Origin of the sequence: uncultured Sphingomonas sp. (assembly GCF_964235535.1) — a bacterium.
Taxonomy (GTDB): domain Bacteria; phylum Pseudomonadota; class Alphaproteobacteria; order Sphingomonadales; family Sphingomonadaceae; genus Sphingomonas.
The window spans coordinates 1-13981 of sequence record NZ_CAXSBH010000064.1 but is presented as its reverse complement, the minus strand read 5'-3'; the positions used below and the strand labels follow the sequence as shown (position 1 = coordinate 13981).

14 protein-coding genes are annotated in these 13981 nt (G+C 65.9%); 4 read left to right on the top strand and 10 right to left on the bottom strand.

What is annotated here, in order from left to right; genetic code table 11:
* Positions 1–238: 238 nt before the first annotated feature.
* Together ACFE7F_RS14365 and ACFE7F_RS14360 are read right to left on the bottom strand one after the other, a co-directional pair.
* Positions 239–988, bottom strand: a complete 750-nt coding sequence (locus tag ACFE7F_RS14365; protein WP_375404537.1) for a TetR/AcrR family transcriptional regulator — start codon at positions 986–988, stop codon at positions 239–241.
* Between the two features lie 383 nt (positions 989–1371).
* Positions 1372–2268 (bottom strand): AraC family transcriptional regulator N-terminal domain-containing protein, encoded by an 897-nt coding sequence (locus tag ACFE7F_RS14360; RefSeq protein ID WP_375404536.1) that lies wholly within the window; start codon positions 2266–2268, stop codon positions 1372–1374.
* A 118-nt stretch (positions 2269–2386) separates the two neighbouring features.
* Between ACFE7F_RS14360 and ACFE7F_RS14355 the strand changes: the two genes are divergently transcribed.
* Genes ACFE7F_RS14355 through ACFE7F_RS14345 form a run of 3 tightly spaced genes read left to right on the top strand, consistent with a single transcriptional unit; the run spans position 2387 to position 4829 of the window.
* Positions 2387–3151, top strand: a complete 765-nt coding sequence (locus ACFE7F_RS14355) for an SDR family oxidoreductase (protein ID WP_375404535.1) — start codon at positions 2387–2389, stop codon at positions 3149–3151.
* A gap of 18 nt (positions 3152–3169) precedes the next feature.
* Positions 3170–3955 carry an SDR family NAD(P)-dependent oxidoreductase gene (locus tag ACFE7F_RS14350; protein ID WP_375404534.1) on the top strand — a complete coding sequence of 262 codons (786 nt, stop codon included), beginning with the start codon at positions 3170–3172 and terminating at the stop codon, positions 3953–3955.
* On the top strand, positions 3948–4829 hold the full coding sequence (locus ACFE7F_RS14345; RefSeq protein WP_375404533.1) for an SDR family oxidoreductase: 882 nt from the start codon (positions 3948–3950) through the stop codon (positions 4827–4829). The genes ACFE7F_RS14350 and ACFE7F_RS14345 overlap by 8 nt, the downstream gene beginning before the upstream one ends.
* A 357-nt stretch (positions 4830–5186) precedes the next feature.
* Here the strand turns inward: ACFE7F_RS14345 and ACFE7F_RS14340 are convergent, their stop codons facing one another.
* The 7 genes from ACFE7F_RS14340 to ACFE7F_RS14310 all read right to left on the bottom strand — a co-directional run bounded on the left by ACFE7F_RS14340 (position 5187) and on the right by ACFE7F_RS14310 (position 12139).
* Positions 5187–6716, bottom strand: a complete 1530-nt coding sequence (locus ACFE7F_RS14340; RefSeq protein WP_375404532.1) for a carboxylesterase/lipase family protein — start codon at positions 6714–6716, stop codon at positions 5187–5189.
* A gap of 212 nt (positions 6717–6928) precedes the next feature.
* Positions 6929–7435 (bottom strand): hypothetical protein, encoded by a 507-nt coding sequence (locus ACFE7F_RS14335; RefSeq protein WP_375404531.1) that lies wholly within the window; start codon positions 7433–7435, stop codon positions 6929–6931.
* A 298-nt stretch (positions 7436–7733) separates the two neighbouring features.
* Positions 7734–8489 carry a MipA/OmpV family protein gene (locus ACFE7F_RS14330; protein ID WP_375404530.1) on the bottom strand — a complete coding sequence of 252 codons (756 nt, stop codon included), beginning with the start codon at positions 8487–8489 and terminating at the stop codon, positions 7734–7736.
* Between the two features lie 186 nt (positions 8490–8675).
* A complete protein-coding gene (locus ACFE7F_RS14325; protein WP_375404529.1) occupies positions 8676–9047 on the bottom strand; it encodes a hypothetical protein in 372 nt (123 codons plus the stop codon).
* Positions 9048–9187: 140 nt separating this feature from the next.
* Positions 9188–10192, bottom strand: a complete 1005-nt coding sequence (locus tag ACFE7F_RS14320) for a carboxylesterase family protein (RefSeq protein WP_375404528.1) — start codon at positions 10190–10192, stop codon at positions 9188–9190.
* A gap of 124 nt (positions 10193–10316) precedes the next feature.
* Positions 10317–11327: an NAD(P)-dependent alcohol dehydrogenase gene (locus ACFE7F_RS14315; RefSeq protein WP_375404538.1), complete on the bottom strand. Its 1011-nt coding sequence runs from the start codon at positions 11325–11327 to the stop codon at positions 10317–10319.
* A gap of 155 nt (positions 11328–11482) precedes the next feature.
* Positions 11483–12139: a DedA family protein gene (locus ACFE7F_RS14310; RefSeq protein ID WP_375404527.1), complete on the bottom strand. Its 657-nt coding sequence runs from the start codon at positions 12137–12139 to the stop codon at positions 11483–11485.
* A 401-nt stretch (positions 12140–12540) separates the two neighbouring features.
* Between ACFE7F_RS14310 and ACFE7F_RS14305 the strand changes: the two genes are divergently transcribed.
* Positions 12541–13401 carry a LysR family transcriptional regulator gene (locus tag ACFE7F_RS14305; RefSeq protein WP_375404526.1) on the top strand — a complete coding sequence of 287 codons (861 nt, stop codon included), beginning with the start codon at positions 12541–12543 and terminating at the stop codon, positions 13399–13401.
* A 35-nt stretch (positions 13402–13436) separates the two neighbouring features.
* Here ACFE7F_RS14305 and ACFE7F_RS14300 read toward each other — a convergent pair whose 3' ends face one another.
* On the bottom strand, positions 13437–13874 hold the full coding sequence (locus ACFE7F_RS14300) for a hypothetical protein (protein ID WP_375404525.1): 438 nt from the start codon (positions 13872–13874) through the stop codon (positions 13437–13439).
* Positions 13875–13981: the final 107 nt, after the last annotated feature.

Sequence of the window (13981 nt, the reverse complement as noted above, 5' to 3'; positions counted from 1 at the left end):
CCTCGTGGAAATGCTGTTCCACGAGATCCATCGCGTAGCGAACCCCCTCGTCGTATGTCTTCGCGGTGTTACGACGATCCAGGATGTCGACGTCCGGTGCGACTAGTGCAGTTGCCATTTCGCTCTCCTCTGCCCATCTGAGTTGGGTTACAGAGTGTCTACTATGACTCGGTTCCCAGTGCAAGCCTCGCCATCAAGGCTGTCGCGTGCGATTGCGGCCAGCCTTGTCGGAGCTGGTTCAAGGCACGCGTAGATTTTCGGCCGGCCACCATGCGTATAGCGAGGGCGCGCGTTCTCGTAGAATGTCGGCACCTTCCTGAACTGCCGTCGACGCGACCGTGCGGTCCACGCCGAAACCGAGAAGGATCATCGACGCCAACGCCTCGATGAACGAGGCCGGGTCGCCAAGGCCGCGGCTCAGCGCCGCGATCCCCTCCTTGAGCGAGCCGTTGTTCAACGTCAGCGCGGCGTCAGAGCGTGTGAACGCGAATGCTCCGCCTTCCAAGCCGTTACGCAGATCCTCGCCGACATGCCTTATGAACTTCGACCTTTCGACCACCACATGGTGGCTTCGGGATACGAATCGCCCCCAGGTCCGGTCGTGGAACCCGCGCCAAAGGAAGAACTGAATACCGACACTCGCGCGCATCAGCGGATCAGTGACCGCACGCTGGATCGGGCTTAACTCCTCCACCATCTCGTCGGAAAGATCGCTGCCTAAAGCAGCGGCAGCTTCGTCGAGAGACGAGAAATGTTTGTAGAAGGTGGCCCGGGACACTCCCGCAGCATCTATGACATGCCTGATTACGGTCGCTTCGTTGACGCCGTCCTCTGCGGCCCAGACACTCAGGGTTGCTTCCAGAAGCCGCGTTCGCATCCGCTCACGACGCTCGCGCGCAACCGCGACGCGGTGGTCTGCGCTGGTTGAAACGGGCGTAATGCCAGCGGACCGACCTTGCGGCCGTGGCTCATTCTGCAACTCGCTCACGAGTGGCTCGGGACGTCCCCGTACGGCCACGGCGGCTGCGGCTGACCTTCTGTCCAACACTTTGGCGATTACCATCCCGGCTAGAGGCGCCGGGCAGCCGGTGGGTGTAATTGGCAAGCGCGTCAAGCCGCGCCCCTGGCTGCTTTGGCTGCCGTCCGTACCCGAAAGAGTCCTGACCGAGTTTGCGGATTGCGAATGTCGGGGTCGGATCGCCGCGAATGACGGTCCGCCAGTTTGAGCCGAAGTTCGCTTTCGTGAGCGGACGGACGTGGAAAAGGCGAGTTCAGCGAGAGACAGATCATTGCGGTGTTGCGCGAACAGAAATGCGGAACTGACCAGCGGGAGTGGCGCCGTGAGTCATGCCAGGGCGCGCGGCGCACAGCTTAGCCGACCAGCATGGCTGGTTCGGCCGCACCGTGTAGGCTGCGCCGAGGGGGTGCGCCGAACTGCCGGGCGTGGTCGCGCGTGAACTGCTGGGCACTGGCATAGCCGACCGTGAACGCGGCGCGGCGGGCGCTGGCACCTTCCATCTGGATCAGCCGCCTGGCCTCGAGCAGGCGCAGCTGCTTTTGAAACTGCCGAGGCGAGCAGCCGGTTACCGCCTTGAAGTGGTGGTGAAAGGCGGAAACGCTCATCCCGGCGGCGGCGGCGAGCGTCGCGATCGGCAGGGCGTCGTGGAACGTATTCGTGAGTAGCGCGATCGCCCTGCCGATGCGCCGGTGATGGCCGTCCGGTCGCGCCATGCGCCGCAGCGTCCCCCCGAGCGGACCCCGGAGAAGCAGATAGTGCAACTCGCGCAGCAGGCCGGGCATCAGGATCGCCGCCTCATGCGCCCGCCGTGTCAGCTCGACGATACGAGCGAGACAGTCGAGCAATCTTTCGTCAGGCCGAGGCAGAACGGCAAGGGAACTTTTTGACCCATCCACGACCTCATGCACGCCGGCCTGCAGGGCGATATCGTCGAGCAGCGCGAGATCGAGATCGACGGCGACGGCCAGATAGGGCTGGGCGGGGCTGGCCTCGACGCGGGCAATGACCGGCACCTCGGCGCTGACCAGCAATCCCTGCCCAGCGCCGACCACGTGAACCTGATCACCGAGCGCAATCTGCTTGGCCCCTCGCAGCACCATGCATAGGACGGGCGTATAGAGTTCATGCCGTACGCGACCGGGCTCGTCGTAGTGGATGATGGACAGGCCCGGCAGCGGCACCGTCAATGCGCTGTCGCCGATCGTGAGCCGGTTCAGCATTCGAATCATGGCTGCCTTGGATTCAATCATGGACCAGGCACTTAACCCGGATCAGCCACTGGAGAAACAGGCAACTTGTTCGGAGTCGCTGGCAATCGGGTGACGCCACTCAAGCGTATATGGGAGGTCAGGCAACGAGAGGATCACCATGCCCGAAAGTTCACGTATCGCGATCGTCACCGGGGGTAGCCGCGGCCTCGGACGCAACACCGTCATCGCTCTGGCGCGAACCGGTGTCGACTCGATCGTCACCTATCACTCGAATAAGGACGAAGCCGATGCGACCGTGCGCGAAGTCGAAGCAGCCGGTGCGAACGGCATCGCATTGCAACTGGACGTGGGCCAGACGGGGCGAGTCGGTGACTTCGCCGACGAGGTAAAGCGCGCTCTGGCCGATCGGTGGAATCGAGACCGCTTCGACTTCCTCGTCAACAATGCCGGCACCAGCCATTTCGGCAAGATCGGCGACGTGACGGAGGCCGATTTCGACGACATCGTCGCCGTGCAGCTCAAGGGCGCGTTCTTCTTGACCCAGGCGCTGCTGCCGCTGATCGCCGACGGGGGCCGCATCGTCAACGTGTCGAGCGGCCTTACGCGCTTCTCGACCCCGGGCTTTGCGGCTTACGCGATGATGAAGGGCGGCATCGAGGTATTCACCCGCTATCTCGCCAAGGAGCTGGGCTCGCGCGGGATCAGCGCCAACACGGTCGCGCCCGGCGCGATCGCGACCGACTTCGCCGGCGGCATGGTGCGCGACAACCCGCAGATGAACAAGATGATCGCCGACACGACCGCGCTCGGCCGCGTCGGCGTGGCCGACGATGTCGGCCCGATGATCGCGGCGCTGCTCGGCGACGCGAACCGCTGGGTCAACGCCCAGCGTATAGAGGTGTCGGGCGGTGCGTCCCTGTAAGCTCGAAAGGATCAGACCGTGACCCAACCACCTCTCGCCGTCGTCACTGGTTCCTCGTCCGGGATCGGGCTGGAACTGGCGAAACTCGCCGCCGCGGACGGCTATACCCTGCTGCTCGCCGCGGACCGGCCCTTTGCCGATGCTCTGAACGAGCTCGCCGGCGCCTCGGTCGAGACGGTCATCGCCGATCTGTCCACGGCCGAGGGCGTCGCTGCGCTGGACGAGCGGATCGGCCGGCGCCGCATGGACGTTCTCTGCGCCAACGCGGGCCACGGGCTTGGTCAGGGCTTTCTCGATCAGGATTTCGCGGCGGTGCGAACCCTGATCGAGACCAATTGCGTCGGCACGCTCGACCTGCTTCAGCGCGTCGGCCGCCGGATGCGCGACCAGGGCGGCGGACGCATCCTCATCACGGGCTCGATCGCCGGGCTGATCCCGGGCGCGTATCAGGCGGCATACAACGCCTCCAAAGCCTTCCTGGACAACTTCAGTTATGCGCTGCGTAACGAACTGCACGACACGGGCGTGACGGTCACCTGCCTGATGCCCGGCGTGACCGAGTCCGACTTCTGGGAACGGGCGGGGACGACGGACACGCCGACGGGCGCCGCCGCCAAAGACCCGGCGGCCGCTCCCGCCCGCGCGGGCTGGGCGGCGATGAAGGCCGGTGCGGCGCAGGTGTCGCCGGGCTGGCTCAACACGCTCGAGCGCGCGATCCTGCATCTCCTGCCCGACCGCGCCAAGGCGGAGCTGAATGCGCGCATGATGCGACCCAACGACAGCCGGGAGTCCGCGCGTGGGTAGCTCCGTCCTGATCACCGGCACCTCCAGCGGCTTTGGTCGCATGGCGGCGCTGGAGCTGGCCCGCGCCGGGCACCGGGTTTATGCGACCATGCGGGAAAGCGAAGGGCGGAACCGCCCCGTGACCGACGAATACCACCGCGTCGCCGCGGACGAGAAGCTCTCGCTCCGACCGCTCGAGATGGACATCGGCGACCAGGCGTCGGTGGACGCGGCGGTCGGGCTCGTCCTGTCCGATGGTCCCCTCGACGTCGTCGTCCATAATGCCGGCCACATGAACCTCGGGCCGACGGAGGCCTTCAGCGTCGAACAGCTCGCGAGCCTCTACGACAGCAACGTCCTCGGAACGCAACGCGTGAACCGGGCGGTGCTGCCTCACATGCGCGACCGCGGGGAGGGCCTGCTGCTCTGGGTGTCGAGCACCACGGTCCGGGCGAACTGGCCGCCCCTGCTCGGGCCTTACTTTGCAGTGAAAGCGGCGATGGAGCAGCTCGCGATCAGCTACGCGCTGGAAGTCGCTCGGTTCGGCATCGAGAGCGCGATCGTCGTTCCGGGCGCCTTCACCGGCGGCACCAACCATTTCCAGCATGCGATGCAGCCCTCCGACGCGGCCGTCGCGAGCGCTTATCGCGACGGCCCCACGGGAGATCTGGAGGCGAAGGTAATGGCCGCCGTCGAAGCGTTCGAACCGGACGACGCCGACCCGACCGAGGTCGGGCGCGCCATCCTCCGTATCGTCGATGCCCCTCGCGGCAGGCGACCGTTCCGCGTTACCGTCGATCCATCCGAAGACGGCTCGGAGGCCATCGCCGCCCTACAAGACCGGCTCCGCCGAGACACGCTCAAGCTGGCCGGTCTGGGCGACATCGCACGATGAAAGGCCTCGCATGATCAAGCGGTGCCGGCTCCGGAGGGACATCGAGCGGTCGGGGACTTAGTCGAAGGGATCGATCCGGCAGCACGAGCAATAGGCGGAGTTGAAGTGCACCTCGGTCCATAGCGCCGTTTCAAGAGGATGCCGATGAGACAGCCGACAGTCGACAGTTGACAGGCGGCCTCCTGAGCATCAGCCCCGGGTCGACCGAGGGACGCTCGCTCGCGCTTAGCTGGCCGCCAGCCCCTCGCGCGCAAACCCGAAATCGATCAGCCTCGTCCATGAAAGACTCACGCGGGTGAGGACGCAAGCGCACCGGCCGAGTCCGGAACTGCAAGACCCTTCAGATCGGTCGCCGTCTCAACTTGGCAGAAACACACTCGCAGGCATGACTTCCTCTTGGATCGTCGTGTCCACGCTGAGCCGATGGACGGCTCGGCTTTGTTCGTCGAACTCCGGCCATGGAAGTCCGCCCGTCCTGGCGAAGCCCGCCCACAGCGCATGCACCCTGGTCGCGAGGGCTTGAGGCGGGTTCTCGCCGAGGATGCCGCGCGGCCCCGAAGCCACGTCGAGGGTGTCGAATACGAAGGGCAGGTCCACCCCGTGGCAGGCACCAAGCTTCCCGTCGAGGGCCGGGGACATCCAGTCGAATTCGAACACATGGGTTCGGCCTCGGTGTGCCGCCGCGAACTGGCGTGACGGCCACCGGAAGGCGAGGTCGGTAAGGGCCCGGTTCAATGCGGCTCCGCCACCGCCCATGCCCGGTTGCCCCAGCCCATAGGCTTTCAGGACCTCGGACGCTCGAGGCATGGTCTTCCCGAGCAGCCAGCGCGCGGCGAAGCCCGGGATGCGCCCTTGCAGGCTGGTGGGCACGAACCAGAGATTGCCTTCCTGCCGACAGGCCCCGATCAGCAGGTCGACGTCGGTGCCGGCACCCTTCCTGAGCGCCGTCAACGGATCGACCGGTAGGACGTCGTCGCCATAGACCGAGTTGAACCGGTTCAGCCGGAAATTGGGGTCGAAGCCGTCTGCGTTCCGGAGATCGAGGCCGACCGGTCCCATCACCTTGCCTTGCGCGTTGAGCAGCGCCTCCGGGGCGACCTGCCGGAAACTTTCGGCATCGGCGCGGATCTTGAGCAGCTTCGCGACGCGGTCGACCGTCCGTCGGGCGATATCGATCGGATACAGGCCTGAACCATGGCCGCTCTGCACGATCGCCCGCGCGAACAGGCCTTGGGAAAGCGGCGACCCGAGCAGCGAGGCGACGTGCATGCCCCCGGCCGACTCCCCGAAGATGGTGACGTTGTTCGGATCGCCGCCGAACGCCGCGATGTTGGCCTGCACCCAACGCAGCGCCGCCTGCATGTCGCGGAGCGCCAGATTGGTCGGCGCACCCGGTACGGGAAGGAAGCCCTCGACGCCCATGCGGAAATTGATGGCGACGTACACGACTCCCGATCGTGCGAACGCCGCGCCGTCGTTGACGGGGATGTCCTTCTTGCCGACGGTTCCGCCGCCGCCATGGATCCACAACATCACCGGGCACCCGGTCGCGTCGTGCGGCGTCCAGACGTTCAGCGTCAGATAGTCGTCGCCCTTCGTCCAGCCGTCGCCCGCCAGGGGAAGCATATCGATCTTGGGGAACGAGATGCTCGATTGCGGCGCGCTCGGGCCGGGGACACGCGCGTCGCGGACGTCGGACCAGGATGCGGGTTCGTGGGGAACCGCGAAGCGCCGCGCGCCGACCGGCGGCGCCGCATAGGGGACGCCGAGGAAGAAACGCGCGCCGTCCCTGGCCACCTTGCCGCGAACACGGCCTTGGGCGACGGTGATCACCGGGTCCTCGCCGTTCCGGTCGGGCGTGACGACGCTCGCGCTTGGCGATGACATGGTCGTGGTCGAACCTGTTGATGACATGGTCGAAACCTCAAGCGATCGAGTAAACGACAGATAGGCCGGGGTTACGCCCGTCCCACGTGGAGCGGTCCGGCGTCGGTCCCCGAAGCTGGACGCACCGCAACAGCTGGCGACCGCCCTGGTTCGTCACCGGATGTCATGGTCCTGATGATCCCGCGCGCCGGGTTTCAGGAACGGCACCCACGTCAGGCTTGCCTTAGCAACGGGAGGTCGGGCGCGAGGAACTCGGCGCAGACCGGGCCGGTCCCGAATATCGCGACCGTCACGGGTTCGATCCCGGTCGAGATCACACCGTCATAATGCGGCGTCTTCGCCACCCTGAGGACGAAACCACCGGCTCCCACCGGCCTGCTTTCCGCCGGGTTGTAATCGGCCCCGCCATCAACCCACCACGTGCCCGAGATCACCGCGCAGATGCGATCGGTACGGTAGGTGTGGGGAGCGCTCATGAAGCCCGGATGCCATCTGACGAACGTGCAATATGGGCCGTGCCGGTCGGGATCGTCGAACAGATGCACGTATTCGTAGGAGTTGGGCGGGGCGCCCGCCGGCACCGTGAATACGATGTCGGTCGGCAACGTGACCTGAGTTCCGCGTTCCATCATGGCAAGCCCGAAAGGAGGAGAAACACCGATTGCGGATGGAAGCGACCCGATCATACGACACCTGCTCAATGCGTCGGCCTGGATCATAGCTGTCGCATCGTTCGTGATAAGCCACCTTATCCCACGCGCCTTGTTGGGTCCGGATCATCAATCCAGTCCGAACGGGAGCGATACGGCGAACCTGCGATCGTCACCGACGAAATAGCTGCCGCCCGTTCCGAGCGGCGCGGCCGACCGGCATCCGTGCTCCGCGAGCCCGTACCGAGCGCAGGCCTGGCACCGGAGGATGATCGATCGCTGCCGACGGGACCCTGCCGGCATTCCCACGAAGCATCGGTCAGCGCCTGAGCGATCGGGCCGGACGAGCGAACCGGCGACGCCGAGATCATCGGTCGCGACCGCCGAACGTGTAGCTCAGGGCCACGCCTCCCGAGACCTGATCGCGCGATCCAAAGGCACGCACGACCGGCGAACGACCGGCATCGCGTACCAGGCGATCGTATCGCGCGTAGCCGTAGATGCCCCAACGCCGGGTGAGTTGACGTAGCACCGTGGTGGCGGCACCGACGGCCTGGACTCCGCCCTCGGGACGAAAGGCGGGCAGTCCGGACGGAGCGGCATCCTGCGGAGCGACGCCGAAGAAGGCGCGGTGATGCCGCCCGTCGGCGAAGGTAACGCGTGGACCTAAGGAGACGAGATAATCGTCGGCCCGCCGCGCGATATAATCCGCGCTGACGGCCCCGACCCATCCACGATGGCCGCCCAGACCCCTGCGACCTTCGACGCGTACCCGGAAATCGGGGCGCAGCTGATATTGCGCGAACCCGCCCACCTCTACCGTGTTGCCGATCCTGGGCAGTTCTCCACCGACGTCCCGAGCGGGTCGGCTGCCCTCGAAGCTGAGTGACGGTCCGACGGAGAAGCCGCTTTGGCTGAACGCCGGGAAGCCGAAGCTCTCATCCGCGGCCGTGAACTCGAACGGCGCGTCACCCCGCGCCCGTGCGACATCGACCAAGGGCTGGAGCCGATGATCGGAAGATCCCGGAAAGCTCGGCACGAGCTGAGGCCCGAGGACCACCCGTGTGCGACGTGGCGCGGCTTCTTCTTGCGCCGACGCGGGTGCTACCGAGAGACCGAACATGGTTGCGGACGCCAGGCAAAGGGAGGCGGAGCCGCGGAGTCGCGGGCGGGGAAGCCGTTTCGGCGAAAGACGGTCGCCGCTGGGAGAAGCACTTGCGGCGGCGGGGTCAACGAGCATGTCGGGCTCCTTCGAACAATGGCTTTGATAAAAGGCTCATCAGGTCGGCCAAGAAGTTCCGGTGCCCTCTCAGCGCTTGCGGATAACTGAAGAGTAGAGCGACACCAAGGCAAGAACCACGATGCACGCGCCGATATAGCCGACCGGTGCGGAGTCGACGGAGGTACCAAGCGAGTGACCCAAGGCGACGAATGCCGCAACGAAACCCAGGCCTAAGATCGTATGCCAATGCCCCGGGGATTGAGCATGTATCTGCTCGCCGACCCGACCAGCTTCGCCCGGTGTCGGGTCGTCGATGCGCGTGCCGCTTCCTGCATGATCGTCGATCACCGTCCGCGCGGGCGGACGTCGACATCGACGCCGGTACGGGGGCAGGTTCAGCGCGTCGGCGGAACCGACCCGCTCGGCTCGGCTGCAGCGCCAGCGCATCTTGTAGTTCACCGCTCGCCCCGCAGTCGAGCTTGGCGCGGCACCGCCGCCAAGGCGCCGACGGCACGTGCGAGACGCCGACCGACAAGCAGGCTTGGGCGAACATCGCGGGCCGCCGGGTGCCGGTGCGCTCGCAGCATCCGCCGCCGCGATCACAACGCACCTTGCCAAGCTACCCGATCGAGCATTTCGAGGTGACGCTCGACCCGGGGAACACGATCGATGATCATCGTGCTTTCCTGACGCAGGTCGTAGGTCGGCCATTGCGGGAGACCGGCGTCGACCACGCCGGTGCGAATGAACGACGACCAGACCGCGCGCATGGTCGCGCCCATCGGCGCGTCCGCTCGGGAAAAACCATTGAGCCGAGCGAGCCGATGATCGAACTGCTCGAAGACCATCGGCACGTCGAAGCCGTGCGGGGTCTTGTCGCCGAACGGCCCGTTCTCGACCTTGTAGTCGAGCCGGTATTTGAACACCTCGCCGCCAGAGGCCACCTGCGCATCGGTCAGGCGGAGGCTGGTCATGCCGAATGTCTCGGCGGTCGTTACCTTGTAGGTCGGATCGGCAACGGAAAGGCTGGGATCGGCTTCGGCGTAGACGCCTCTGGCCTTTTTCATTTGCTCGGCCGTCGCCTTGAACGTCGGCGGCACGAAGGCGGAATCGCCGGCCACCTGCGGGGGGACCATCATCCGGGTCTCGTCGCGGCACCAGCCGAGCAGCAGGTCCACGTCTCGCGCCGAGCCACGCGCGACGGCATCGATCGGCAACACCGGCAGCACTCGGGAATCCAGCACACCTTTGAACGGCACGGCCTGCGGCCAGTCGGCGGCTGACTTGCCTCGGGCGGCGAGCAGCTCGTCGGGCGTGGCTGTAGCCTGCGGGGAGACCGTTGGCGTGCGGGTCGCGTCGAAAACGCCCGGCCAGCGGAGAGCAGGCACGGAACGCCGATAACGCGCGGCACCGCCAGTCGGCGCGCCATACGGAATGCCGGTATAGACGTTCAGCGCGCCTTTGCGCCGCCCGCGCACCGCTCCTGCCGGACAAACGACGACCGAGTCCCCCTCCTGTGCTCCTGCGCTACCCGAGTAGATCAGGCCGCGCGCCGCCGCTGCGACCGCAAGCGACATCACGGCTTCGCGCCGGCTGATCCTCACGTCCCGGCTGCTTCCGGATGTCCGAGGCCGCCGCCGGCGGATGCCGCCGCGCTGGTGGCTGCGATCAGACGGACACGGGCGCGCGTGCATCGGCCGCGGCGCATGGAGCCGAGGCTGTCGGCCATTACTCGAACGCCTGCATGTCTATGACGAACCGGTACTTCACATCACCTGCCGCGAGCCGGGCGAGCGCCTCGTCGACCTGGTCCGGCCGGACTATTTCAACGTCGGCGGTAATGCCGCGCGCGGCGCAGAATTCGAGCATCTCGCGCACTTCGCGGGTACCGCCGACGCCCGAACTGGCGATGCTTCGGCGTGCCATCGCCAGGATATACGGCTTGGCATCGAACGCGTCCGGAATCCCGAGGGACACGAGCGTGCCACCGATGGTCAGGGTCTGAAGATAAGGGTCCATCGGGTAGCCGTCCGAAACGGTATCGATGATGACGTCGATCCGGTGGGCCTGGTCGCGCATCTGCACCGGATCGGTTGAAAGGACGACCTCGTCAGCGCCGAGCCGCTTAGCCTCGCGTGCCTTGTCGGCCGACCGCGTGAAGGCGACGACTTCCGCACCCATCGCTGAGGCGAACTTGATCGCCAGGTGACCCAGCCCGCCGATGCCGATCACGCCGATGCGCTTGCCGGGACCGGCATCCCAATGCCGAAGCGCGGAGTAGGTCGTGATGCCGGCGCACACCAGCGGTGCCGCGCCTGCCGGATCGAGGCCGTCGGGCAGATGATGGACGAACCGCTCGTCGCACACATAGGTGGTCGAGAAACCGCCGCGGGTACGGGTGCCGTCTACCCGGTCGACGCCGTCATAGGTCGTGGTGGGAAATTCCAGGCAGTACGGCTCCTCGTCCCGCAGGCAGGGCGCGCACACGCGGCAGGAATCGACGACCGTGCCGACCGCGACGATATCGCCGCGCTTGAAGCCGGTCACGCCGTCGCCGCAGTCGGTGACGCGGCCGACGATCTCATGGCCGGGGACTAGCGGGAACTCCTGTCCCCATTTTCCGATCGCGTGCAGGTCGCTATGGCAGATTCCGCAGAACAGGATGTCGATCGCGACGTCCGCCGGCCGCAGGGCGCGACGTTGGAACTGCCAATGAACGAGCGGGCCGTCCCGCTCCATCGCCGCCAACCCGGAAACCGGAAAACCGTCACGGACGGATGAGGGCATATCGGTCATGCAAAGCCTGTCTTGATGGATTAACACGAAACATAGCCGCCGGATTGGCCGTGATAAGCTGCGTTGTTTCGTGCGCACCGATGAAGCTAACTCACCTATTACGACAATTGACCGTTGAACTGCCCGCGAGCGACGGTGGCTGGACTGGAAGCGGACTTATTCAGCTTTTGCATTAGCCCCATCGTGGCGGCGACCGCGACGAACGCGAGGACGATCGACAGACCCAGGCATGTCGCGTTGTCGGCGGCGCCGGCACGTGCCGCGATAAAACCGAGCCCCATGAATGTCCCGTTCCAAACGAGGATTCCCGCGCCCGACGCGAGCACGAACACGACCGGCTCGATCCTGGCCGCGCCGCTTAGCCCGGGCGCGAGAAAACGAAGGGCGGGTACTAGCTGCGCCGAGAAGGGAAACAGCACTCGGTTGCGCCGGGCTCTACTTCGCAACCTGACGAGCCGACGCCGATCGAGCGCGAGACAGCCAAATCGCCTCCGGCCCGGTCGGGGCCCCGACTTGGCCAGTGCTCCGCCGAGCCCGAACATGGCCAGCGACCCTGCGGCCCCACCCGCGACCGACGCCACCATCGCGGCGGACAGGCAAATCAGACCCTGCGCGGAGGCCATGCCGATCGCGGCGTACAGGCCGTATGAGGGCAGGACGGGCACGACGCGTTCGAGCAGGGCGACGACGAAGACACCTAGTACGCCAAACGCCATCGCATGGAGAAGCAACGCGCCCAAGGGGTCATTCATCATGAGAGACCACCGTTCAGGGAGGGTGCGCGACACGCGTTCCAGACAGCGCGACCGATTGTTCCGCAACCAGCGCTATCAGCGATCAGGTCGCCGCGTCGACGCCGAAGAAGCGCTTGCGGTATATGGGCTCGTACAGGTGGGAGCGAACCGATCATGCGGAAGCCGTCCTATGCATCGATGTCAGACATAACACCTCGACTATTCTAGAGAAATCGCATTGTTTCGCGCGCCTTGATGGACTCCATTCATCAATTGGACAGCCGCGTCCGTCAAAAAAGAACGAGGTTCGACGTTCTCGACTTTGAAGCCGATCCAGCGTGCGGTACGATCGTACAGTTCGCTGTGCGAACGTTGAATCAGGTTCACCAATCATGGCTCTTAACGATCATGCGGAGCTCGCGGTGTTCATTGCGATCGCGGAGGAGCGAAGTTTCAGGCGCGCGGCCGCGCGTCTTCGCCTCACACCGTCCACGCTGAGCCATTCGCTCCGGTCGCTTGAGGATCGGCTTGGCGTTCGCCTGCTGAACCGCACGACACGAACCGTTGCGTTGACCGAGGCCGGAGCGGATCTGCTGGCCGACGTGGCCCCGGCGTTCCGCGCGGTCGCGGGCGCCCTGGAACGCGTGAACGCATTCCGCGACATGCCGCGCGGCACGGTCAGGCTCACCGTGCCGCGTCTTGCGGGCACCATGCTGGTGGCACCCCGGCTGGCCACCTTCGCCCTGTCGTACCCGGACGTGAAACTGGAGGTGAACGTCAACGACGCGTTCGTCGACATCGTCAAGGAAGGCTTCGACGCCGGGATCCGGCTCGGAGAAAGCCTGGCCCACGACATGGTCGCCGTTAGGATCGGTGGCGATCTCCACGGTGTCATCGTCGGCTCTCCCGACTATTTCGAGCGGCACGGTAAACCTTCTTCCCCGCGCGATCTGCACGACCATCGCCTGATCAATCGCCGGCACACCGGAAGCGGTGCCGTTCATCCGTGGAAGCTCGCCAAGGACCCGCAGGAGGTCTCGGTTTCGGGTCAAGGCCAACTGACGCTGAACTCCGACGAGCTGATCACGGCCGCCGCTCGCGGCGGGGTCGGCATCGCCTATATGAGCGAGACGGATGTCGCCGAGGATCTCGCTTCGGGCGCCTTGGTGTCCGTACTGGGCGATTGGTGTCGGCCGATCGCGGGATGGCATCTCTACCACCCGGAAAACCGTAACGTCACGGCCGCGCTGAAGGCGCTGATCGCTTCGCTGACGGCCGCTTAGCTGCGTGGTGCCGGCGATCGTCGGCACCGCTTGCGTCAAGCGCGGTCATGGAATCGACCGGCCAGCCGCCACCCGATCGACGCCCAGGCCGTTCCGACCGCCGCGAGCAGGATGTTGACGTAGATGGTCAGGCCGCCGAGCCGCAGCACCGGGATGGACGGGCCCGCGAGCGGGGAAAGCCCGGGGAGCAGGAACGAAATCCACAGCATCGGCGACCAGAACGCGATCAGCAGCGCTGCCGCCGCGATCACCCCGGGACGGCCCCCGCGCGCCAGGAGCCACAGTCCTGTCGCGACCATGATCGTCAACATGGCCAGCATCTGCGCCAGGTGGAACCGAGCGTGCGGATGCCAGAGCGGATTGAGCAGGTGAGTGCTCCCCGTATCCTGCGACAGCGCGTAGATCACGGTGAAGACGAGGCCGATCGCCAGCATCCAATGCCCAACGCCCCATCCTGGCCTATCCTCGTTCATCCCCACGCCTGTTCGCCCCATGCCATTTCAGAGAACGACCGTGCCGACCGTGACGTGCTTGGGGCCGCGTCCCGCCTTCACGCGACGAACCTCGCGTCCCGTGGAGA